Below are 23,455 nucleotides of genomic sequence, written 5' to 3' on the forward strand. Positions count from 1 at the left end.
GCTAATGACCTAGTCGCCGCAGTAATGGCCTAAATTAAAAATGCAAAAATATATTCGATATCTTACATTTATTTAATTATATTAAGTTTGATCAATGAATTTCTGCCGATGCGATGCCTACGCGTTATGACAATGCGAACGGATATGTCTTTACCCGGTTATTGCCATTTTTGTTTATGTGAATACCATTGCTGATAAAACGTATTATCGATCCTTTGTCGCAATGGATTTAAACAATGAATGTAGGGATACATCAAAATGTGGAAAACGTTTGGATGAGCTGATATTATTGATATTAACATCGTCTGGAGTAGTGACGATATTGTCTACCAATTTATTATTCTCGTTGTTATCAATCGGCAGTGATGTTGATTTGGCGAGGGGTTGTAAGTCAATAGCTTGAGCCGTCTGCTCAAGCAGGTTACGATTGGTTTCAACTATATTTTTCACGTTATCCAGATTAATCGCACCATCGTCGAACTCGCGGAACGAAAATTCTTGTAATTGTGATTGTTTTTTTAAAGCGCTAAGGTCATGGTACATTTTATCCCCCTGTAATTAAGTAGTAATGCTAATGTATTTAATGTGGTCAGGCTGACATTTGTGTTTATGTTTTTTATTTAGCCATTTTGCATAAACTCATTGCGAATACACCAACCGTAGAACCCAAAAAAAGGCCTGCCATAAATACTAAAATAAGGGTGGTCATGTATACTTTCTCGATTAACGATTAATGAATCGGCATGTTATTTATTTATGGTTTTATTGAACAATGCAGTTGATTACCTAACGTAAATTTACCGAGCAATCTTAACGGTAAAACCATGAGTTATTCAATCGGTTTTGAAAATAAATGAAATTACTTTTATAGATATTATCTATATATGATGAGAATAGACTGGGTTTGTTAAAAGGAAGATGCGAGTGATAATTGATAATGTGGGTTAATGATGACTCGCCATAACGTTAGCCATAACTTGCCTTGGCATTACGCTTCCCTTGGCATAGGAGACTTCAATTTCCAGATACGCGACGATCAGTGCAGTGGTGTAGCCAACCAAATCCATTGTGGGTGCCACTTTGTTCAAAAAAGGGAAGTGTTGCAAAATATTATTAGCGTCATGGATGCTGATGAATCCCTGCGAGTAGGGTTTTAACAACAAACAACAAGCCTCTTCATTGTTCAGACCGGAAACATAAGCCAGTCTAATAATTAAATCGGTTAATACAGGTGGTGCGCCAGCCTGCGAGGCTTGACAGGCGATAGTTTCAATAATAGCCCGTGGTTTCATTGAGTTATATTGCATATTGGCCGCTCCTGGCTATTTTTCTCAAGTCATTAATCGGCAAAAAGTCTCATAACATTAGCGATAAACGGTTTTTTACGAAATTCGGCCACATCTAGGGCTTACACTATAAGAATGGATGCCGATGAAGCAGTTATGGAACTTGTGTTTATCTATTACCTATCCTCTCAGTTGGGTGTCATAAAAACTATGGCTATAGTCCTAAAAGTCGATAATTTTTATCATTGCATGGGAACAAAAGTAAATTTTGCTTAAGTGTTTTCACCGTCCTCGGTGAGTCCACACCGTTGCTGATTCATCATGATTGTGCCCCGAGCCTGCGGAACTTTTCTGTTTCGTCCCGTTCCGTAATTTATGGTACCCTTATAGAGTCTATGCGCGCACATATAGAGGTATCTCTGAACACCCCGGCACAACTTTCCTTACCGCTCTACTTGCCTGACGACGAGACCTTCGCCAGTTTTTATCCCGGCGAAAACCAATCCTTGCTGGCAGCGCTGCACAGCATGCTAGCCCAGGAACATGGCAGTTATCTCTATTTTTGGTCGCGTAAGGGGGGGGGCCGGAGCCATTTGATGCATGCGGCCTGCGCCGCACTTTCTCAGCGTGGCGAGGCGGTTGGGTATGTGCCGCTGGATAAACGCACCTGGTTTGTGCCGGAGGTCATGGATGGCATGGAGCAGCTTGCGCTGGTGACTATTGATAATATCGAATGCATCGTGGGCGACGAACCATGGGAAATGGCCATCTTTAATCTGTATAACCGCATACAGGAAACCGGACGGACTCGCCTTATCATCAGCGGCAATTGCCCACCTCGCCAGTTGAATCTCAATTTACCCGATCTGGCTTCACGTTTGGATTGGGGGCAAATTTACCGGTTGCAGGCGCTATGTGACGAGGACAAAGGCGCTGCGCTGCAGTTGCGTGCCAGGCTACGTGGATTTGAACTTCCCGAGGACGTTTGTCGATTTTTGCTAAAGCGCCTGGAACGAGATATGCGTAGCCTGTCACAGACGCTGGATCAACTTGATCACGCCTCTATCCGGGCGCAACGCAAATTAACCATCCCTTTTGTAAAAGAAATTCTCAGCCTGTAAATGCCATTCGGTCAGGATTTTTCATACTGTTTAAACTGTTTTTGCAGTTGGCGCAGTTGATCGATTCGGGCATCGTAGCGCGCCTGTTGCAGACTACCGAGTTTTACCAGTGAACTGGCGTTACTCAGCGCCCGTATAGCCTGATCAAACTGGCCATTAAGCGCCAGGCTTTCCGCGCGTGCCGCCAACTCCTGATCCCGCTGCCCCACGCCGGCATTAGCCTGCGCCAACAGATCCCAGCCGTTGGTATCGCTGGCATGGTTAAACGTATAGCGATTGAGGATCACAATGGCATCGGCAAATCGCCGACCTTGCACTTCCGCATTTGCCAGATTTAGCAGCAGTACCGGATCGGCGTTATTATCACGCACCTTGGTCAACGGTGCCAAACGGGCGATTGCCTGGTCAGGCTTTTGCTGCGCCAAATCTATGTCGGTTATTAAATCAAGATACCACGGATTGCCCGGCTGCTTACTCAGTAACGGTTGGAGCGTCGCGCGGGCCTTGTCATACTCCTTGGCTTCGAAATGCAGCACTGCCTGGCCATATTGGGCGGCGATTTTTTGTCGTGCATTGCCTTTTTGCCAGGTAGCGAACAGGTCATTGTTCTGTGCTGTTTTGTCCGCACCATACATCCCGAGTATCCGCGCTTTAGCCAGGTAGAAGTCCTGGGACGAGTCTAGCACCAGATGCTGCATCTGGTTGGCACGGTTTCTAACATCCGACAGTCGGCTAAGGGGCAGGGGATGGGTTAACAGCATTTCCGGCGGCGTCGTGGAGTAACGCGATTGATCCGCCATTTTTTGCAAAAAATCGGGCATGGCCTGCGGATCAAAACCGGATCGTTGCAGTACCTGTAGTCCGATGCGATCCGCCTCTTGCTCGTTGGCTTGGGTGAAGCTGATAATGCCTTGTTGAGTGCCAGCAATGGTACCGCTTAACGCGGCCATGCCCATTTGCGGATTAGCCATGGCCAGCAGGATGGAACCCAGGGCTCCGGCCCAGGTCAGCGGTGCATTGCGTTTTTGATCTTCCATAGCACGCGCCAAATGGCGCTGGGTAACATGAGAAATTTCATGTGCCAAAACCGATGCTAACTGACTTTCATTATCCGTATAACGAAACAACGCGGAGTGGATGACCACATTACCGCCGAAAAACGCAAAGGCGTTTAGTTCATCGCTGTGGATCAAGAAAAAGTGAAACGGGGTATGTACCGAATGTGCATGCGCCACTAAACGGCCACCGAGTTGATTGATATAGGCGTTGAGCAGGGGGTCGTTAATCAACGGCGCACCGGCGCGCATTTGGCGGAGGTAAAAATCCCCCATTTGTATTTCCTGATCGATGCTTAGCGTGCTGCCGGCGGTGGTACCCATGTCCGGCAATTGATCCTGTAGCACGTCGGCAACGGCGATCGAACAACTACCGATCATGACGGCAAGCGTCATGCCGGTAATCAGGGTGTGTTTCATCCATGTACGCATATTTTACCCAGCCTTAACCTTGGATAATCGCGTTGACAGCAATAACCGTTTGACCTCTCCTATCAGGAAGCGTTCGGATGCTTTTTGATCCCTGTAGTTCACTGCGCCACACCGTTCGGCGTAACAACTCAAGCGCCTTGCAGATAGGCCAATACGATCTCGTGATGGTTACTGGTTTTGAAATCATCAAACACTTTTTCGATGTTGCCATCCAATCCCACCAGGAAGCTGATACGGTGAATGCCATCGTAGGTTTTACCCATGAAGGATTTTTCACCCCAGACGCCGAACTGCTCCGCCACTTGATGATCGGCATCGGATAATAACGTGAAGTTCAGCAACTCTTTTTCCGCAAAACGTGACAATTTCTCGGGTTTATCGGTGCTGATGCCCAGCACTTCAACGCCGGCTTGCTTTAGCTCGTCCATATTGTCTCGCAGTCCGCACGCTTGTACGGTACAACCTGGCGTCATGGCTTTGGGATAAAAGTAGACTAATACTTTTTGTCCCTGGAAGTCGGTCAGGCTGACCTGTTCACCGTCCTGATCGGGTAAACTAAATTTCGGTGCTGTATTACCGGCTTTCAGTGGCATCATTAAAATACTCCGTCTTTCGCTTGATTTTGTGGATGATTCACTACGCTAATACTGCCTTGCGCTTTCAGTTCTGTACAGAGTTGATGGAATCTATCTTCAATTTTCGCTACAGGAACCTCTGCCAGACCATGGGCGGTAATCTGGATATTAAGCCGGGGCGGGGCGCCAATCTGGGCCTGCTGGGTCTTGGAAGCCAGTTCAGCAATATTCATCTGCTGATTATCAAACAGGTCGGTAAAGCGTTCAATAAGATGTGGTGAATCCTCAACATCCACTTTCACCCAAACCGTTGTCGGTGTCGCCTGTTGTTCGTTGGCGTTGGTCCGTTTCATGACGATCAATAAATCCAGCTCCGCGCCTTTTAACGGCAGTGTGGATTCAATGAGGGTAATCGCATTCCAACTGCCTGACAGTAACATGATTAGCGTAAACTCTTCACCCAGCATGGCAAGACGGCTATCTTCGATATTACACCCACAGCTGCTGACGTGTCGGGTGATAGTATTGACGATACCGGGGCGGTTGCTGCCCAGCGCGGTAACGACCAAATAGTGTTGTTGTGACTGTGGCAAAATGATGCTTCCTGTCATTGCTGATGTGATTTACATGGTAACCCTAAAAAAAACCTGCTGCCAAGGGCTTACATAGCCGATGTTCGCTTGCTTTTGGATAGGTGACAAAAGTACCATGAATAATCTGATTGTGGAGGGGATTGTCAATGTTTACGGGAAGCATAGTTGCACTGGTTACACCAATGGATGACAAGGGTGCCGTTGATTGGGTCAGTCTGAGAAAATTAATCGATTATCATGTGGCCAGTGGGACTTCGGCCATCGTCTCCGTCGGCACCACGGGGGAATCTGCCACCCTGAGCCACGACGAGCATGGCGAAGTGGTACTGCGAACACTGGAGCTAAGTGATGGACGCATCCCGGTGATTGCCGGAACCGGTGCCAACTCCACCGCTGAGGCGGTCAGCCTGACGCAGCGCTTCAATGACAGCGGGGTGGTGGCATGTTTAACGGTGACGCCTTATTACAATAAACCAACCCAGGAAGGTTTATTTCAACATTTTAAAGCCATAGCCGAGCACACCGATCTGCCACAGATCCTGTATAATGTTCCCGCGCGTACCGGTTGCGATATGCTACCGCACACTATAGGGCGTCTATCCAAAATAAAAAATATTGTCGCAATTAAGGAAGCTACCGGGAACTTAAACCGCGTTAGCCAGATCCAAGAGCTGGTTGATGAGGACTTTATCCTTTTGAGCGGTGACGATTCAACGGGGTTAGACTTTATGCAACTTGGGGGGCGTGGCGTGATTTCCGTAACGGCCAATGTTGCTGCGCGCGAAATGGCGGAACTTTGCGCCCTGGCGCTTAAGGGTAATTTTGCTGAAGCTCGCCGCCTAAACCAACGCCTGATGCCGTTGCATCAGAAATTATTTATTGAATCCAACCCAATTCCCGTTAAATGGGCCTGTAAAGCATTGGGATTAATGGCAACCGATACGTTGCGTTTGCCGATGACGCCGCTGACCGAGAACGATAGCCGTGTTGTTGAGCAAGCTTTGACTGACGCCGGATTGCTGTAACTCTGTTAGGGAGAATTGATGGCTTATTTATTACAAAAGTCGATGGTGGCGAAAGTGGTGGGTGCGTCGTTGTTCATGCTGCTTGCGGCCTGTTCCAGCGATCAACGTTACAAACGTCAGGTAAACGGTAATGATGAATACCTGAAAGCACCGGCGCTGCATGCGCTGAATAGTCCCTCCGGCATGATACTGCCTGTGCAGACCGGGGATTACGAGGTTCCCCCCGTTTCATCTAAGGGCGCGGTGGGGAAAGGATTGGATATCCGTCCTCCGGCGCAGCCTTTGGCTTTGTTAGACGGTTCTCGTTCTCAGTATACTGGCGACACTGCGGTTATCCAGCTTGAAAATAACACCCAGGCCCGTGATCTTTGGCCAAGGATCGTTTCGGTTATACAGGGCAAGGGTTATACCATCGCTACCCGACAAGATGCCAGCCAGACGCTGAACACCGATTGGGTGCAATGGTCACGTGCCGATGAGGACGTGCAGTACCGTGGGCGTTACCAGGTGAGTCTGAGCACCAAAGGGTATCAAACCTCCCTGACGGTGAAATCTCTCGGACTGGAGCAGCAGGGTCAGCCGGTAGTGGCTCCTGCCTTGGTGCAGCGCTATACGGTAATGATGCTTAATAGCGTGGCCTCGGGACTTGAAAAGTTGAACGACGAGCAGGCCAATAAACTCGCTTCAGGCCAAACGGCGGATCTTAGTGTTATCAGCGGAGCGGATGATTCTGGTCTGCCGCTGCTGGTGGTGCGGGCCTCCTATAACGTAGTATGGCAACATTTACCCGCGGCCTTAAGCAAAGTCGGCATGAAGGTTAAAGACACCAGTCGTCCGCTGGGTACCATTTCCGTTACTTATGATGCACCAAGTAGCAGTACCTGGGATCAATTGGGCGCCAAGGACCCGGATCTGGTTGGGGGTGACTACAAACTGCAGGTTGGCGATCTAGGCAACCGCAGCACCTTGCAGTTTACCGATCCTAAAGGACATACCCTTACCCAGTCGAAAAATGATGCACTGGTGGCGGTATTCCAGGCGGCGTTTAGTCAGTCGTCTGTCCATTAATCCAAAAAGGGGCTGCGGCCCCTTTTATTTTATTGATAAGCGTTAACTGCCATTGGAGTAAAAAAGATGCAAAAGCTAGCTGAGTTGTATCGCGGGAAGGCGAAGACGGTCTTTACCACTGAAGACCCTGATTTGCTGATTCTTGAATTCCGCAACGATACGTCAGCATTGGATGGCCAGCGTATTGAACAGTTTGATCGTAAAGGAATGATAAATAATAAATTTAATTATTTTATCATGACCAAACTCGCCGATGCAGGTATCCCGACACAAATGGTTCGGCTGCTCTCGGATAATGATGTGCTGGTGAAAAAACTGGACATGGTGCCGGTTGAGTGTGTGGTACGTAACCGCGCCGCAGGATCGCTGGTAAAACGCCTGGGTGTTCAAGAAGGTCTGGTGCTCAATCCGCCGTTGTTTGATATGTTTTTAAAAAATGACGCTATGCACGATCCAATGATCAATGAATCCTATTGCAAGACTTTCGGCTGGGTAAGTGAACCGCATTTAGCACGCATGAAAGAACTTACCTACATGGCTAACACTGTATTAAGCAAGATCTTCGATGACGCCGGCCTGATTCTGGTTGACTTCAAACTGGAGTTTGGCTTATTCCACGGCGAAGTAGTGCTTGGTGATGAATTCTCCCCGGACGGCAGTCGCCTGTGGGACAAGACTACGCTTAACAAAATGGATAAAGACCGTTTTCGCCAAAGTCTGGGTGGGGTGATGGAAGCCTATGAAGAAGTGGCACACCGTATCGGGGTAGAATTAGATTAATGGATTAACTGCGCAATCGATTACCTACGAAACAATCGAGCGCAACGCTGCCCGTATCCCTGCCGTCGAGGCGTATTCCCGGCGGCATTAAGGGATGGGTTGCATCCCTGTTTTACCAACACCTCTGCAATATGCAATATGTTGGCTATAGTGATTAGCTGCCATATGGTATCATTACCGGTTGCTAAAGGATTATGCAGGGACCTGTAATGACATTCTTCGATCCGACTCTGTTGATATTGCTGGCGCTGGCGGCGTTAGGCATCGTCAGCCACAATAACACCATTACCGTCGCTATCCTGGTATTACTGATTATTCGTCTTACCCCGCTGAACCATTTTTTCCCCTGGGTTGAAAAGCAAGGCCTGACACTCGGCATTATCATCCTGACTATCGGCGTCATGGCGCCCATTGCCAGCGGCACGATTTCCGCCAGCGGCGTCATGCACTCTTTTTTAAGCTGGAAGTCACTGCTGGCCATTTTAATTGGCATCGTCGTTTCCTGGTTAGGTGGCCGGGGAGTATCGCTAATGTCCCATCAGCCGTCGGTAGTGGCGGGGTTATTGGTGGGAACGGTGATGGGTGCTGCGTTATTTCGCGGGGTGCCCGTCGGGCCGTTGATCGCGGCCGGCCTATTGTCGTTACTCATCGGCAAGGTTTGATATGGACAGCCTATTACCCGGGCAACGTGATGTTCTGATCAATGCCACCGCACAGATGCGACGCGCGGGAGTGCGACGCTTAATGGTGCTCAGCGGTGAGACTCATTGGAGCCGGGATATGGCCGATGCCATTCGGGCAAGCTTGCCTGGCGATTGGTTATGGGTGGGCGAAGCCGATAGACATGCTACACCAGACTGTTCGCCCGCCGCGCTAAAAATGCTGTTGGGCCGTGAGTTTAGCCATGGGATATTTGATGCTACCGCCGGTCTGGCGGTGGACGCCCTGGCGGCACTCGCCGGCACCTTAACCGCCGGCAGCTGGTTGGTATTGCTGGTGCCGGAATGGGTATCCTGGTCTGCCACTGTTGATAATGACTCCTTGCGCTGGAGCGGAAGTTCAACGCCGATCATAACGCCGGTGTTTATCGACTATTTCCGTCACCGCCTGATGGCAGATCCAGAGGTGACGGTCATCAGACAGCACCAGCCGATGGCGATCGCGCCATTGCAAGCGCGTGGTGCTTGGCAAGCTGCGTCCCACGGCCCGACCACGGAACAACGCGCTTTACTTGAACGATTGATTCGCGCCGACGCCGGTGTTTATGTGCTTACCGCACCGCGCGGGCGAGGAAAATCAACCTTGGCAGGTATGCTGGCGGCCGAATATCCGGGCAATTGCTGGATAACCGCCCCGGCCAAAGCCACCGCCGCTGTGGTTGAACGTTATGCAGATAATCAGGCGCGTTTTTTTGCCCCGGACGCATTATTGGAACACTGCCAACACCACCCACCGGCGGACTGGCTGCTGGTGGATGAGGCCGCTGCTATTGCGCTGCCGCTATTGCGCCGACTGATCGACTTTTTCCCCCGGGTATTACTCACGACCACCGTCCAAGGGTACGAGGGCAGCGGTCACGGGTTTTTACTCAAATTTTGCCCTTCCCTCGATACCTGGCATAACCTAACCCTAGAACAACCGCTGCGCTGGGCTAACAACGATCCGCTGGAGCGCTGGTTAGGAGAAACGCTGTTATTTAATGACCCGCCCCAAGAACTCGAAAGCCGGACGCCACCTCGGCCACTGCGACTGGCCCGTTTTTCTGCCAAGCGTTGGCGCCGTTATCCTGCAGCGTTGGCTGAGTTCTATCGGCTCTTGAGCCGAGCCCACTATCGCACCACACCATTGGATCTACGGCGGTTGACAGATGCCCCCGGCCAGCATTTTATTAGCGCCTACTCAGGGGCCGTTTTGACCGGCGCGTTATGGTGGGTGAACGAAGGGGGATTATCGCCAGGGTTAGCCCACGATGTATGGGCCGGGCGCCGGCGCCCTCCAGGTAATTTGGTGGCACAATCATTGGCGGCGCACGGTAGTCTCTGGGCCGCGCCACAACTGCGTTCGCGGCGAATCAGCCGGATTGCTGTAACGGTACCCTCCCGTCGCCAAGGTATCGGTAGAGCCCTAATCACTCAAGCACTGGCCACCGTAAAAGGGCTGGATTTTATCTCGGTGAGTTTTGGCTTTACCGACGAATTATGGCAATTTTGGCGGGCTGCCGGATTTCAGTTGGTGCATATGGGTACCCATCAAGAAGCCAGCAGCGGTTGCTACAGCGCCATGGCGCTAATTCCACTCACCCCCGCCGGACATAACCTGGTACGGCAAGGTGCGGCACAATATGCTCGCGATAGCAGCTACGGGTACAGCGATGGCATACAGCAACCACTCAACGAGGATGACTGGCGCACTTTGGCGGGATTCGCTTTTGCTCATCGGCCAGCAGAGTCCTGCCAAGTCGCGCTGCGCCGGTTATTAAACCAATCCGACCTACCGCTGCCAGCATTGCGCTTGTGGTTAGAGCAAGGATTAAACCTGGCGGACACTGGGGCCCGCATAGGGATCCACGGCAAAAAAGCCCTGTTGCAACGCTGGCGCGATGAAACGTCGAATGGACTGGAGGCGATTAGCGCGCAAGAGTATCAGCGTTGGCAGAACTGGTGCGCACCGATACCCGTCATCTTTCGCACCGCAGGGGCGTTGGCTGCAGTCGTTCACCCGAATCACTTACTCAAGTAAGCTCATCGGGTTCTCTTGTTGGCCGCCTTCCTGCAGCACGAAATCTATAGGGTATTACCCGTCATCTTTCGCACCGCAGGGGCGTTGGCTGCAGTCGTTCACCCGAATCACTTACTCAAGTAAGCTCATCGGGTTCTCTTGTTGGCCGCCTTCCTGCAGCACGAAATCTATAGGGTATTACCCGTCATCTTTCGCACCGCAGGGGCGTTGGCTGCAGTCGTTCACCCGAATCACTTACTCAAGTAAGCTCATCGGGTTCTCTTGTTGGCCGCCTTTATTTTTTCTTTTTTGGCCAATCGTCGTCGTCATCCCATTCGGCATTATTGTCGCGGTGGGGTGGAATTTCGGGTTTATTTTTCAGATAACGTTTCACGTTTACCCGACTGAGCTCTTTAATGCCGTTTATCAGCATTCCCGCCAATATGATTAAAATCACCCACCAGTAATCTGCCAGCCAGTCCATAAATTACTCCTTATCGACATTTCCAATATAACGGCGAAAAATGGCCGGCATTTGTAGTGCTAACCACGACGAACCTGCTACAACGCGCTCTTTCCATGAAGACAGCACGATGTCTGGAGTAAGCAATTGTTGTGCTTCCTGGGCCAACGGACGGAAACTCAGATGCCAGGGTTCCATGGCAACACCGCCGCGGTCATGGGCATATGGGCGGTAAAAGCCGTACTCATCCATGTGGTTATCAAGCCAAGCGGTTAACGCGGCGAAATAGCCGCCGGAAAGATATTCTTGGGGTTCCAACCGCAGTTTGGCCCCTGCGGGCAATAAGTCCGGATCGTAAATATCCAGGTCGCTTCCCCAATGGTGGCGGCTGGCACCCGGCAGCGCTGACCAGCGCAGAATCGTTTCACAACGCTCGGCTACCGTCAGTGCTCCGCTGTCTTGCAACGGCTGGCCTTCTCGATCCAATAAGGGTCGTTCACCGTTGAACTTGCCATTCCAAATCATCAGTTGCCGATCAAAATCACGGAAACTGCTGGCCGGTTGCAAGTTAAAACCCTGCAGCTTTGCGGCCTGTTGCAATCCCTTGAATGCGCTGACCGCATTGGGCTGCAGGCGATGGGAGCCACTGAGTACCACCAAATGGCGGTCAGTTTGTCCGGTGAGCATAGCCGGGGTCATCATAGAACCAACCGTTCCATGATGCGCTGATATATCCGGCTTAGCAATTGCAGGTCTGCGGCGCTGACGCATTCGTTCTTTTTATGAATGGTCGCGTTGAGTGGCCCTAATTCGACGACCTGAGCACCGGTGCGGGCAATAAAACGGCCATCAGAGGTGCCGCCGGTGGTTTCAAGCCTTGGCGTAATGTCTTGATAATGTTCCACCGCGTTGATCACTGCCTCGACAAGCGCACCGCTCGGCGTGAGAAAAGGTTGTCCAGACAGCCACCATTCAATGTGGTAATCCAGGTGGTGACGTTCCAGTAGTGCTTCCACCTGTGCCCGAATCTGGCTTTCGGTAAGCTCGGTGCTAAAACGAAAATTGAATTGCACTTGCAGATCGCCGGGAATGACATTATTGCTGCCGGTGCCTGCGTGGATATTAGCGATTTGCATGGTGGTGGGGGGGAAAAACGCATTGCCCTGATCCCACTCGATGCCCACCAGTTCGTTCAGCGCCGGCATGGCTTTATGCACCGGGTTGTCGGCCAAATGTGGATAGGCTACATGACCTTGAATGCCTTGTATGGTCACGGTGGCGGTTAACGACCCTCTGCGGCCATTTTTCACGATATCCCCAAGCCGCAGATGACTGGAGGGTTCACCCACTAAGCAATAATCCAGGCGTTCACGGCGTGCCATCAAAGCGTCAACCACTTTCACCGTACCGTTAGCGGCAACAGCCTCCTCATCGGATGTAATCAGAAATGCTAGCCGGCCATGGTGGTGTGGATACTGAGTCACAAAACGTTCAGCGGCGACAATCATGGCGGCCAGTGAACCTTTCATATCTGCAGCGCCACGGCCATACAGCATGCCATCACTCAACGTGGGCTCAAACGGGGGATGCTGCCAATCGGCAAGGTTTCCGACGGGGACCACGTCGGTATGCCCTGCGAAGACCAAAGTCGGGCCTTCACCATGCCAGGCCCAAAAATTGAGCGTATCGCCAAACGGCATGGGTTCGATGGTAAACCCCAGTGGCCGTAACCGGTCGATCATAATTTGCTGGCAGCCCGCGTCATCAGGGCTAAGCGATGGACATTTAATTAATTGGTGCGCCAGTTCAAGTACCGGACAAGACATATTAAGCTTCCCTAAAAAAAAACTGTTGATAGGTCTCCAGGGAGAACCCCACCAGTAAATGGCCGTCCTTAGACTGTAGTACTGGGCGTTTAATGATAGACGGCTGGGTGAGCATCAATTCTAACGCACCTTCGACCTTATCCGCCGCAAGACGCTGTTCTTCACTTAATTTACGCCAGGTCGTGCCGCGCGTATTGAGCAACACCTCCCAACCAACCCGATTGATAAAATCCAGCAACAGATCCCGGGAAACGCCGTCTCGCCGGTAATCATGAAATTGGTAATCGATGTCGCGTTCTTCCAGCCAGCGGCGGGCTTTTTTTATAGTATCGCAGTTTTTTATGCCGTAGACCCGGAGCGAAGTTTCTGCATTACTGTCAGCCATGGGTAACTATTACCTATATTGGATTATCAAATTTGAACCACAGAGAATGGATGCACGGCACTCGCTGGCGATAGCAAGACGCCGCCGCATACAATAATGCGGGAAAATGTGCTCTGGATCCAGATTATCGCACTTAATGGGCAGTCTAGAACCTATAACGTGCAACCAAGCCTGAATATACTCTACAAATTGCAAGAAGACGGCGACGTACTGACAAATCTGTGTGCAACAACGTTGAGCTGCGCTTACGCTGGCCAAAAGGATAAACCTCAGGGATGAGGCTTATCAATGATAAGCGCGTACAACGCTAACAGACTATAGGGTGAGAGAGGAAAACCAAGGCAGCTATAGCATGCTGCATGGCAGGTATAGCGCTGAAAAATCGGTGGAATGTCATATAAGGTAGTCTGAACCAGCAGTATGGTAAACATTATGATGCAGGACTAGCCGATCGTCTTTTATTTTGTAGGACTCGGGCTTAGTTTGTTAGTGCTGATCATTCACTGAAACGATAAGCGACATCAGTAGGTTTGCGTCTCAGCCTGTCATTGAGTTATCGATTCGGCAGGGATGATCCTGCCTGCGGATTATAAAACGATAAAGGGGTTGGGGTTGATAAATTTAGTAGGGGCGTATCGGTCATAACCTTTACTGATGCAGAATTGCTTAAATTCCGATAAATTATTTACCCCTGCTTTTTGATACATCGAGTGAACTTTATTGGACACTGTCCGATGAGATATGTTTAGTTGGATGGCTATTTCTTTTGGTTTCAATGATTGCAATATAAAGAATAATACATCAAATTCGCGATCGGTGAAAAAATCATCAGGCTTGCTGAGTACAAGTTCTGAAGGATATTCACCACGGATGAAATGATGCATGGAGTAAAATTCAAGTTTTTTGAGATAAGCTACGGTGCCGATGCATTTTTTATCTTTATAAATGGGGAACACATCGCCGAGAAACGGTTGTATCCGTTTTTCCCTACCACCGTAGGTGAATGTATTTAATATATTTTTGGTTTTTCCAGTGGTTCTCACCACATTGTCATTATTTTGTATGGCGGGGGCATGCTCCGACCAGGATGCCGGACATTCAGAATCCAGCATCCCCTCGACCTTGAAATCCTTCGGCAAATCACAATAATGCCGGGCGATATCGGTCATATAAACAAAACGGGATTCAGTATCCTTAATGACCCAGAACTGGTCGCTTTTCTCCATGAACTGTATCAGAGAGTCAAATGACTCGATGGATGGAGTGATCACACATGAGGCTAATTTTTCCCCGGTGGATTTTGTCATAATAAACTCCTTTTAAATAATTTGATATTGATGATACTTTGTATTTTATAGTAGGGTGGATATGTCAATTGACATTAACTATAGATAGTCAGTTTATTAATGCATTCACGAACCATATGATTTAATTTGGTTGGTATATTGAGCTGTTTGAACTCTTTTTCGGTGCCGAAAAAACCATCTAAGGATATTTTTATTTCGCCTGATAATAATACTGCGAACATGGTAATTTTGGCATCAAGAAAGTCAATGCCCGTTCTCTGCCGATTGTGCTTTACCTCATTCCCAATAAATATATCATCCCTGTCCACGGTTAAGCTAGCGATATTGTTGGTGATTTTGTCGATGTCGAGTAACAGATGACTACCAACCCGCAACGAATCAGGAATCGTGGTAATGTCGGTGCCTTTAATATTCAAATAACCACCAATGTTGAGATCGTTTGGTAGTGACTTAATTCGGCTGTTTTCGAGGTCCAGTGAGTCGTTGAACGATAGCCCATCCGTTAATTCTATTAGACTAGAGTTTTCAAGAAAAACACCATTACCCACGATCATATCGTCTGGCAAGGTGCGTATAGGGGTATCTTTCAAATCAAGGTATTCATGCACATGTAAACCATTAGGTAATTCTGTGATCGGACATCCACTCAATATAAGCGCGCCGGTGACTACCAGGTTATGGGGTAATCGATTTATACCGGTATTGCGCATATCTAAGCCACCATGAATGACAATGTGCCCACCAGGCGAGGTTGAAAAAAGGATATTTTTATCTTCAAGAATTCCGTAAAAACAAGGGGTTGGTTTACACATTATGACACCTCATCAATAATATGCAGACACTTTTGTAATCTGGATCTACATATTTAAAGTTAAAAAAATATTTCAATTTAATAAAAAAAGATAATGTCTGAACAGGTCATTAAACGATCCTCCTTAAGTCATACACGCAGTGGTAATGATTCCCTGAATAAAATCCATAATTTTTTAACAATTCTTATAAAACAATAATTTAATTTTTAATGTGATAATGATAAACTGACAAAATGTTGTAAATGAAGTCTATGGCTAAAACCACTACACTCCATGTAGCAAAGAAAAACGTAAAGAATACACATTGTGGACGGAGTTAATTTAGATTATTTTCACGGAACTTGGAAAGAGTAATTTTATCTCTTTTGTCATGGATAAAATATATATTTAGCATTATTGCAGTGAGCGAAAATTTGACTCATTGATGAACAAACGGTTGGGCTATGACTCGATAGTCTTTCTAGTAGAATGATAGCTGTTTTTCAGTGAGATGGCATCCACTATCGGCGTATATGCCCGCGATACCCAATGGTCATAAGGGAATAGTCCGATAAAAGCTATTTAACCTCTTCACTGGCATTGATGTACTTTTGAAAGCTCACCTCGCGATGGTTTACCCGGTACACGCGCGTAACCCATGCCCCTGTTGCGTGAAGGATGGGGGATAACAACTTGATTAATAATGAATAATGATTGCTAGATTTATCACATTACGAATTTACCTGATAATAATTTAAAATGAAATAAGATAAAAATTTACATTTTACTAACTATTAATATCTACGAAATTATTGTATGTTATGCGCTCTAAAAAAAGAGAGGCAGTGCATGATAGATGCAGAGTTAGTCAATTGGAAAGCTTTCATTGAAGCGATGTTAAGAAAATAACTGATAGATTACATAGCAATAGATTTTTATATTTTTTATGTTTCGGCGTCTCGCACGATGAATTTCCTCATTAATTGAACAAAGGCCGCTATGTTACGATGAATAGCGGCCTTTGCTTTTTTACCATACACCAGCTTCTCTAGGTTTATGCCTACAGCCCGTTTTTATCAATACTGTCCGGGAGAAGGGCGATACCCGTATTGGGATGACTTTTAGCCGGGAAGCGGCGCCGAATCAGCACAAAGAACAGTGGGATGAAAAAGATCGCCAATAGCGTGGCCGAGATCATACCGCCAATCACACCGGTACCTACGGCGTGCTGACTGGCAGAGCCTGCTCCGCTACTGATGGCCATGGGCAGCACGCCGAAGACAAATGCCAGTGATGTCATCAAAATTGGCCTTAAACGCAGGCGGCAGGCGTGCACTGTAGCGTCAACCAGCCCCTGTCCCCGTTGATTTAATTCATTGGCAAATTCAACGATCAGGATAGCGTTTTTCGCCGATAGACCGATGATAGTCAGTAGGCCAACCTGAAAATATACATCGTTCTCCAACCCGCGCGCCCAGGTGGCCAGTAGGGCGCCTATCACCCCCAGCGGTACCACTAGCATCACGGAAAACGGTATCGACCAGCTCTCGTATAATGCCGCCAGACTGAGAAAAACCACCAACAATGAAATGGCGTATAGCGCCGGGGCCTGAGCGCCGGATAGACGTTCCTGGTAAGACATCGCGGTCCATTCCAGCCCGATGCCACTGGGCAATTTTGCTACCAGTTTTTCCATCAAATCCATCGCCGTACCGTTGCTGATACCGGCGCTGGCTTCGCCGACGATTTCAAGTGAGGGCACACCGTTATACCGCTCCAGCCTTGGGGAACCATACACCCAACGCGAGGTGGTAAAGGTGGAAAAGGGCACCATAGAGCCGCTGCTGTTGCGCACATACCAACGATTAATATCCCCTGGCAGCATACGGTATTTTGCCCCGGCCTGGACATAAACCCGTTTTACCCGGCCACGATCGATAAAGTCATTGACATAGTCGGAGCCCCAAGCGGTTTGCAGGGTATTGTTGATGTCGGCGATGGAAAGCCCCAACGCCTGGGCCTTGCGTTGATCGATATCAACCTGAAGCTGCGGGCTATCGTCGAGGCCGTTGTGCCGCACACGGGATAATTCAGGCATGCTGGTCGCCGCAGCCAGCAACGTGTCCCTGGCCTGCATCAATTTTTCGTGACCCAGACCGGCCTGGTCTTCAAGCATCATATCGAAACCGGCGGCGTTTCCCAGGCCGGAGATGGCCGGCGGATTATTGGCCAGTACCAGCGCATCGGGTATTTTTTTAAATGCCTTGGTGGCCCGCTCGATAATCGCCCCAGCCGAACGATCTGCTGTGGCGCGTTCATCCCAATTTTTGAGTCGGATAAATAAGCGCGCCACATTTTGCCCATTACCGCCGGGGCCGGCGCCGATCGTAGAATATACCGATAGAACGTTATCTTTTTCTTTGGTCAGGAAATACTTTTCCACCCGGCTGGTGACCTGCAGAGTTTGTTGTTGGGTCGAACCCGTGGGCAATTGAACCTGCCCCATAAACACGCCGAGATCTTCTTTGGGTAAAAAGGACGTGGACAAGCGCAGGAATAAAAATGCCATACCGGCCAGCAATAGGCCATAAAGCACCAGCCAGCGGGCGCTGCGCTCAAGGATACGTATGACACCCCGCTGGTAGCGTTCGGCACCTTGGTCAAAACGCCGGTTGAACCAGCTAAAAAACTTTCTGCGTACCTGCTGATGATTTGCCGGCAGGGGTTTAAGTAATGTGGCGCACAGCGCCGGGGTTAATATTAATGCAACGAGTACCGAAAGCACCATTGCCGCCACAATGGTCACTGAGAATTGCCGGTAAATAGCACCGGTAGTCCCACCAAAAAAAGCCATTGGCACAAATACGGCTGACAGCACCAACGCAATGCCGACCAATGCCCCCTGGATCTGGCTCATGGATTTGCGAGTCGCATCTCGCGGTGATAGTCCTTCCGTACTCATCACCCGTTCGACGTTCTCCACCACGACAATGGCATCATCTACCAATAAGCCGATCGCCAAAACCATAGCGAACATGGTCAAGGTATTAATACTAAAACCGCTGGCGGAAAGGACGGCGAAGGTGCCGAGCAGCACGACCGGTACGGCAATGGTCGGAATTAACGTTGCGCGGAAGTTTTGCAAAAACAGGTACATAACCAGGAATACCAATACAATGGCTTCCAAGAGTGTTTTCACTACATCCCCAATTGAGGCGATGACAAAAGGGGCGGTTTCATAGGCAATCTCTGCTTTTAGTCCATGGGGGAAAAAGGGAGTCAGTTCCGCAAGTTTCTTTTTAACCAGCCGGTCGGTGTCAAGTTCATTGGCACCCGATGCCAGTTGGATGCCGATACCCGCAGCAGGAAGACCGTTGTAACGCGTCAGGTAATCATAGTTTTCCGAGCCTAATTCAACGTTGGCTACGTCACCGAGGGTGACCGTGGAACCGTCGGTGTTTTCACGTAGCACAATCGCGCGGAATTGATCAGGTGTTTGCAATTGGGCTTGAGCATTAATTGTGGCATTCAACGCCTGCCCGGGCACTGCTGGGGTACCGCCAATCTGGCCTACAGCCACTTGGGTATTTTGTGCGCTGATGGCTGTTACCACGTCGCTGGCGGTAAGCTTGAAGTTGTCTAGCTTATCGGGATTAAGCCAGATCCGCATAGAGTATTGCGCACCGTAGGCGTCGATGGAACCCACACCATCGACCCGGCTAAGTGGCTCCTGCAAATGACTTACCATGTAGTCGGCAATATCCGATCGGTCCATGGAACCATCGGTTGACACAAAGGCGATCATCATAAGCGTACTGTCACCGGTTTTAGATACGGTGACTCCTTGGCTCTGGACCGCCTGGGGTAATCGGCGTTGGGCTACCTGTAATTGGTTTTGTACTTCCTGCATGGCTTCATTAGGATTGGTGCCGGCCTTGAAGGTTAACGTGGTGGTTGCCTGACCGGTATTACTGCTTTGTGACGCCATATAAAGCAGATTATCTAACCCAGTCATATTTTGTTCGATAATCTGCGTAACGGAATTCTCCAACGTCTTTGCCGAGGCGCCGGGATATTTTGAGGTGATACGTATTGTTGGCGGCGTTAAGTGGGGATATTGCGCAATAGGCAGTGTAAATACGGCCATAGTGCCGGTCAGTGCAATGATAATCGCCAGCACCCAAGCGAAAATCGGGCGATCGATGAAAAAATTAGCCATTCAAAAAAACCCCGGGGCAATGGTGCTCTAAAGTTAGGTCATGGTCTAAAAATCTGACGGGCCTTTTCGCATAGCACTCTACCCGGAAGAACGTGAGAAAGCGTGGAGAAATAAAGGAGATCATGTAAATAAGTTAGGCGAGTATTCACTATGTCGCCCGCACGTTGAAAACACCGCCGTAACGTTGGGAAATACCTCGACATCATGGGATTGCAGGTATTTGCTGCAAATGACTCCTTTACCCCTTTGGTTTGCGATATGATCTCGATCACACGTTTTTTTCCCGTAGGTTTACCGAGGATTTTATGCCGCTAAACATCAAAATTATCGAAAATAAGTTGTTATCCGATCATTGGTTCGTTTTACGGAAATTTGTTTTTGAACTTAAAAAAAACGGCGGTGGCACGGTACAACAGATGCGAGAAGTCTATGACCGGGGTAACGGCGCGACAATTTTGTTGTATAACCGGCAAAAAAACAGTGTGTTGCTAATAAGACAATTCCGCATGCCGACCTACATCAATGGTAACCCTACCGGTATGTTGCTAGAAACCTGCGCTGGCCTATTGGACGACAACTCGCCGGAAGAGTGCATCAAACGCGAAGCGATTGAGGAGACCGGATATGCATTGGGTCAGGTAGAAAAATTATTTGCCGCCTATATGTCACCCGGCGGAGTGACCGAAATTGTTCATTTTTTTGCTGCCGAATACAGTGAGTCGTTGCGCCGTAATGCTGGTGGCGGTGTGGATGATGAAGATATTGAAGTGTTGGAAATCCCCTTTGACGAGGCGCTGGCCATGGTGGCGGACGGTCGTATCATGGACGGAAAAACGATAATGTTATTGCAGCATGCACAGCTAAGAGGATGGCTGAAGGCGTAAGGGTAGGTATTTCATCGTTAAGCCGTTACGGTTTTTTTTAATAAAATGACTGGATAAATAAACAGTACCATTGTATGTTTATCATACTGCTCTACGCAGCCGGTGTGTCCTGACATTAGAATGGTGAAAGCTATGATGATATCTGCAGTGGGATTTGAAACCGTTGACCAAATGGCCTCAATGAGTAGCCGAGAATTGGCGGAACTGATCGGGACCTCCCATGGGGAGGTCAAACGTTTAATCAAGAGCCAGGAAACGGCTCAAGGTTTAACCCAGACCCTGCGTACGGTGGACTACCAGCATCAGGGGGAGACCTATCAGGAATATCAACTCAACAAGCGTGATTCTCTGCTGGTGATTGCCCGCATCTCTCCGGCGTTCACGTCGGTGCTGCTTGATCGTTGGCATGAACGCGAGTTGCAGCTCGACTTACCGGATTTTACCAACCCGGCCACTGCCGCGCGCGCCTGGGCGTTGGAATACGAACGCCGCCAAGTGTTGGAGCGGCGCGTCGAGCGGTTAGCGCCCAAAGCCGAGTTTTTCGACCATTATGTGTTGGTGAATGAGACGATGGGATTTCGCCAGATGTGTAAATTACTTAAAGTCAAAGAAGGAGAGTTTCGACAGTTTTTACTGGAACGCCAGATCATGTACCGCCTGGCGGGGGTGTTAATGCCCCATCGGCAGCACATCGAAGCGGGGCGTTTTGAACTGCATAAGGGCACCGGAGCAAACCGCTATAACTTTTCCCAAGCCAGATTTACCACAAAAGGGGTCACTTGGGTGGCTGAACTATGGGCGGCGCAGATGATTCGTGAGCCGAGAGGGGCGGCGGCCTGAATAAAACCACGGCCGGATATAACCGACCGTGATTAACTGCCTCGTAGTACGCTTTTTCGCCGACGGCGTTATTCGGGCTACTGGGGGGATTATTTCAGCAACCTGCGTGCTTTTTCCAACACGTTTTCGTTGGTAAAACCGAACACCTTAAATAACTCCTCGGCTGGTGCCGATTCACCGAAGGTGGTCATCCCAACAATGGCGCCGTTTAGCCCAACGTATTTATACCAGTAATCAGCAATGCCGGCTTCGATAGCCAGGCGCGCCGAAACCGCCGGGGGGAGCACTGCATCGCGGTATGCCTGATCCTGTTGGTCAAATACATTGGTAGACGGCAGCGAAACCACCCTAACCATACGTCCCTCAGTGGCCAAGGTTTCCCAGGCTGCCACCGCCAGCGCCACTTCCGAGCCGGTGGCGATAATGATCAGCTCAGGCACGCCATTGGTGTCTTTGAGAATGTAGCCGCCGCGAGCGATATCCGCCAATTGCCGGGATGTACGATCCTGTTGTGCCAGGTTTTGCCGGGAAAGAATCAACGCGGTGGGGCCGTCATGACGCTCTATGGCCTGCTGCCAGGCAACGGCAGTTTCCACTTGGTCGCATGGACGCCAGGTGCTCATATTGGGCGTCAGCCGCAGGCTGGCCAGTTGTTCCACCGGCTGGTGAGTCGGGCCATCTTCACCAAGACCGATGGAATCATGGGTATATACCATGATCTGTCGGGCCTTCATTAATGCCGCCATGCGTACCGCGTTGCGGGCATATTCCACAAACATCAGGAAGGTGGCGGTATAAGGAACAAAACCACCGTGGTGGGCGATGCCGTTGGCAATCGCGGTCATGCCGAATTCCCGCACGCCGTAATGAATATAATTGCCTGACGCTTCATCGGCAATGGATACCGACTTCGACCAAATGGTCAGATTACTGGGTGCCAGATCGGCTGAACCGCCCAGCAGTTCCGGCAACGACGGACCATAAGCTTCAAGGGCATTTTGCGATGCTTTACGACTGGCGATGTTTGCCGGGTTGGCCTGGAGTTTTGCAATATATTGTTGGCTTTGCTCTTGCCAATGATCTGGTAGTTTTCCCACCGCACGGCGAGCAAATTCTTGCGCCAGCTCAGGGAAAGCAGTTTCGTAGGCAGCAAATTTCTTATTCCAGACAGCCTCACGAGCCGCGCCGTCCTGTTTGGCGTCCCAGTCAGCGTAGATTTCTTCTGGGATCTCAAAGGGCGGTGCGGTCCAGCCCAGCGCTTTGCGGGTAGCGGTTATTTCGTCGTTGCCCAGAGGCGCACCGTGCGCACCGTGGGTACCGGCTTTATTGGGCGAGCCAAAAGCAATAACCGTTTTGCACAACAGCAGTGAAGGGCGATCGGTGACTGAACGCGCTGTTTCTATCGCCGCTTTGATGGCCTCGCTATCATGACCATCCACGCCACGCACCACGTGCCAACCATAGGCCTCGAAGCGTTTGGCGGTGTCATCGCTAAACCATCCTTCCACATGACCATCAATGGAAATGCCATTGTCGTCGTAAAATGCCACTAGTTTGCCTAGCTTCATGGTGCCGGCCAGGGAGCAAACTTCGTGGGAAATTCCTTCCATCATGCAACCGTCACCCAGGAACACGTAGGTGTGATGGTCAACGATATCATGCCCCGGGCGGTTGAATTGCGCCGCCAGGGTACGTTCGGCGATCGCCATACCCACCGCGTTGGCAATGCCTTGGCCCAACGGACCGGTGGTGGTTTCTACACCATCGGTAAATCCGTACTCAGGATGTCCCGGGGTTTTGGAATGCAGTTGGCGGAAATTTTTCAATTCGGACATGGGTAAATCATAGCCGGTAAGATGCAACAGGCTATACAGCAGCATTGAACCATGACCGTTAGACAAGATAAAACGGTCGCGATCCATCCACTTAGGGTTGGCGGGATTGTGCACAAGGTAGTCGCGCCAGAGTACCTCGGCGATATCCGCCATGCCCATCGGCGCGCCGGGGTGGCCGGAGTTCGCTTTTTGAACAGCATCCATGCTCAACGCACGGATAGCATTAGCAAGCACTTTACGAGAGGTCATTGG

Annotated in this window: 23 protein-coding genes; 9 read left to right on the forward strand and 14 right to left on the reverse strand. The window is 49.7% G+C overall.

Annotation, left to right across the window (positions count from 1 at the left end; genetic code table 11):
- Positions 1 to 204: 204 nt before the first annotated feature.
- The 3 genes from SJI19_RS00300 to SJI19_RS00305 all read right to left on the reverse strand — a co-directional run bounded on the left by SJI19_RS00300 (position 205) and on the right by SJI19_RS00305 (position 1,307).
- Positions 205 to 543: a hypothetical protein gene (locus SJI19_RS00300; protein ID WP_323476263.1), complete on the reverse strand. Its 339-nt coding sequence runs from the start codon at positions 541 to 543 to the stop codon at positions 205 to 207.
- Positions 544 to 616: 73 nt separating this feature from the next.
- Complete coding sequence (locus SJI19_RS24755; protein ID WP_416347473.1) at positions 617 to 709, reverse strand: DUF3789 domain-containing protein; 93 nt, start codon at positions 707 to 709, stop codon at positions 617 to 619.
- A 235-nt stretch (positions 710 to 944) separates the two neighbouring features.
- Positions 945 to 1,307: a hypothetical protein gene (locus SJI19_RS00305; RefSeq protein WP_323476264.1), complete on the reverse strand. Its 363-nt coding sequence runs from the start codon at positions 1,305 to 1,307 to the stop codon at positions 945 to 947.
- A 374-nt stretch (positions 1,308 to 1,681) separates the two neighbouring features.
- Here SJI19_RS00305 and hda point away from each other — a divergent pair, with 374 nt between their 5' ends.
- Positions 1,682 to 2,407 carry a DnaA inactivator Hda gene (gene hda, locus SJI19_RS00310; RefSeq protein ID WP_323476265.1) on the forward strand — a complete coding sequence of 242 codons (726 nt, stop codon included), beginning with the start codon at positions 1,682 to 1,684 and terminating at the stop codon, positions 2,405 to 2,407.
- Between the two features lie 11 nt (positions 2,408 to 2,418).
- Here hda and SJI19_RS00315 read toward each other — a convergent pair whose 3' ends face one another.
- The 3 genes from SJI19_RS00315 to SJI19_RS00325 all read right to left on the reverse strand — a co-directional run bounded on the left by SJI19_RS00315 (position 2,419) and on the right by SJI19_RS00325 (position 5,080).
- Positions 2,419 to 3,882, reverse strand: a complete 1,464-nt coding sequence (locus tag SJI19_RS00315; RefSeq protein ID WP_416347479.1) for a M48 family metalloprotease — start codon at positions 3,880 to 3,882, stop codon at positions 2,419 to 2,421.
- 140 nt (positions 3,883 to 4,022) lie between these two features.
- Positions 4,023 to 4,490, reverse strand: a complete 468-nt coding sequence (gene bcp, locus SJI19_RS00320) for a thioredoxin-dependent thiol peroxidase (RefSeq protein ID WP_323476267.1) — start codon at positions 4,488 to 4,490, stop codon at positions 4,023 to 4,025.
- Positions 4,490 to 5,080 carry a glycine cleavage system transcriptional repressor gene (locus SJI19_RS00325; protein WP_416347474.1) on the reverse strand — a complete coding sequence of 197 codons (591 nt, stop codon included), beginning with the start codon at positions 5,078 to 5,080 and terminating at the stop codon, positions 4,490 to 4,492. Before SJI19_RS00325 ends, bcp begins: the two co-directional genes overlap by 1 nt.
- A 128-nt stretch (positions 5,081 to 5,208) precedes the next feature.
- Here SJI19_RS00325 and dapA point away from each other — a divergent pair, with 128 nt between their 5' ends.
- The 5 genes from dapA to SJI19_RS00350 all read left to right on the forward strand — a co-directional run bounded on the left by dapA (position 5,209) and on the right by SJI19_RS00350 (position 10,674).
- A complete protein-coding gene (gene dapA / locus SJI19_RS00330) occupies positions 5,209 to 6,087 on the forward strand; it encodes a 4-hydroxy-tetrahydrodipicolinate synthase (RefSeq protein ID WP_323476269.1) in 879 nt (292 codons plus the stop codon).
- 18 nt (positions 6,088 to 6,105) lie between these two features.
- Positions 6,106 to 7,155: an outer membrane protein assembly factor BamC gene (gene bamC / locus SJI19_RS00335; protein WP_323476270.1), complete on the forward strand. Its 1,050-nt coding sequence runs from the start codon at positions 6,106 to 6,108 to the stop codon at positions 7,153 to 7,155.
- 66 nt (positions 7,156 to 7,221) lie between these two features.
- A complete protein-coding gene (gene purC / locus SJI19_RS00340; RefSeq protein ID WP_323476271.1) occupies positions 7,222 to 7,935 on the forward strand; it encodes a phosphoribosylaminoimidazolesuccinocarboxamide synthase in 714 nt (237 codons plus the stop codon).
- A gap of 209 nt (positions 7,936 to 8,144) precedes the next feature.
- Positions 8,145 to 8,597: a DUF441 domain-containing protein gene (locus SJI19_RS00345; protein WP_323476272.1), complete on the forward strand. Its 453-nt coding sequence runs from the start codon at positions 8,145 to 8,147 to the stop codon at positions 8,595 to 8,597.
- Between the two features lies 1 nt (position 8,598).
- Positions 8,599 to 10,674 (forward strand): tRNA(Met) cytidine acetyltransferase TmcA, encoded by a 2,076-nt coding sequence (locus SJI19_RS00350; RefSeq protein WP_323476273.1) that lies wholly within the window; start codon positions 8,599 to 8,601, stop codon positions 10,672 to 10,674.
- A 274-nt stretch (positions 10,675 to 10,948) separates the two neighbouring features.
- Here SJI19_RS00350 and SJI19_RS00355 read toward each other — a convergent pair whose 3' ends face one another.
- The 6 genes from SJI19_RS00355 to SJI19_RS00380 all read right to left on the reverse strand — a co-directional run bounded on the left by SJI19_RS00355 (position 10,949) and on the right by SJI19_RS00380 (position 15,446).
- Positions 10,949 to 11,137, reverse strand: coding sequence for a YpfN family protein (locus SJI19_RS00355; protein WP_323476274.1), 189 nt, complete (start codon positions 11,135 to 11,137; stop codon positions 10,949 to 10,951).
- A gap of 3 nt (positions 11,138 to 11,140) precedes the next feature.
- Positions 11,141 to 11,818 carry a M15 family metallopeptidase gene (locus tag SJI19_RS00360; protein ID WP_323476275.1) on the reverse strand — a complete coding sequence of 226 codons (678 nt, stop codon included), beginning with the start codon at positions 11,816 to 11,818 and terminating at the stop codon, positions 11,141 to 11,143.
- Positions 11,815 to 12,942 (reverse strand): succinyl-diaminopimelate desuccinylase, encoded by a 1,128-nt coding sequence (dapE, locus tag SJI19_RS00365; protein WP_323476276.1) that lies wholly within the window; start codon positions 12,940 to 12,942, stop codon positions 11,815 to 11,817. The genes SJI19_RS00360 and dapE overlap by 4 nt, the downstream gene beginning before the upstream one ends.
- A 1-nt stretch (position 12,943) precedes the next feature.
- The gene (locus SJI19_RS00370; RefSeq protein ID WP_323476277.1) at positions 12,944 to 13,327 is read right to left on the reverse strand and encodes an ArsC family reductase; all 384 of its coding nucleotides are present in this window, start codon (positions 13,325 to 13,327) and stop codon (positions 12,944 to 12,946) included.
- 587 nt (positions 13,328 to 13,914) lie between these two features.
- Positions 13,915 to 14,634: a helix-turn-helix domain-containing protein gene (locus tag SJI19_RS00375; RefSeq protein ID WP_323476278.1), complete on the reverse strand. Its 720-nt coding sequence runs from the start codon at positions 14,632 to 14,634 to the stop codon at positions 13,915 to 13,917.
- A gap of 74 nt (positions 14,635 to 14,708) precedes the next feature.
- Positions 14,709 to 15,446, reverse strand: coding sequence for a hypothetical protein (locus SJI19_RS00380; protein WP_323476279.1), 738 nt, complete (start codon positions 15,444 to 15,446; stop codon positions 14,709 to 14,711).
- Between the two features lie 828 nt (positions 15,447 to 16,274).
- Between SJI19_RS00380 and ypfM the strand changes: the two genes are divergently transcribed.
- A complete protein-coding gene (ypfM, locus tag SJI19_RS24760) occupies positions 16,275 to 16,334 on the forward strand; it encodes a protein YpfM (protein WP_416347480.1) in 60 nt (19 codons plus the stop codon).
- Between the two features lie 151 nt (positions 16,335 to 16,485).
- On the opposite strand, the gene acrD is transcribed toward ypfM, so the two are convergent.
- Entirely contained in the window at positions 16,486 to 19,644 is a 3,159-nt protein-coding gene (gene acrD, locus SJI19_RS00385) for a multidrug efflux RND transporter permease AcrD (RefSeq protein WP_323476280.1), read from the reverse strand.
- Positions 19,645 to 19,949: 305 nt separating this feature from the next.
- Between acrD and nudK the strand changes: the two genes are divergently transcribed.
- Together nudK and SJI19_RS00395 are read left to right on the forward strand one after the other, a co-directional pair.
- Positions 19,950 to 20,528 carry a GDP-mannose pyrophosphatase NudK gene (gene nudK / locus SJI19_RS00390; protein ID WP_323476281.1) on the forward strand — a complete coding sequence of 193 codons (579 nt, stop codon included), beginning with the start codon at positions 19,950 to 19,952 and terminating at the stop codon, positions 20,526 to 20,528.
- A 132-nt stretch (positions 20,529 to 20,660) separates the two neighbouring features.
- The gene (locus SJI19_RS00395) at positions 20,661 to 21,368 is read left to right on the forward strand and encodes a phage antirepressor KilAC domain-containing protein (protein ID WP_323476282.1); all 708 of its coding nucleotides are present in this window, start codon (positions 20,661 to 20,663) and stop codon (positions 21,366 to 21,368) included.
- A gap of 89 nt (positions 21,369 to 21,457) precedes the next feature.
- On the opposite strand, the gene tkt is transcribed toward SJI19_RS00395, so the two are convergent.
- A complete protein-coding gene (gene tkt / locus SJI19_RS00400; RefSeq protein WP_323476283.1) occupies positions 21,458 to 23,452 on the reverse strand; it encodes a transketolase in 1,995 nt (664 codons plus the stop codon).
- Positions 23,453 to 23,455 lie beyond the last annotated feature (3 nt).

It is taken from the genome of Acerihabitans sp. TG2, assembly GCF_035013185.1.
In the GTDB taxonomy this organism is placed as follows: domain Bacteria; phylum Pseudomonadota; class Gammaproteobacteria; order Enterobacterales; family Enterobacteriaceae; genus Acerihabitans.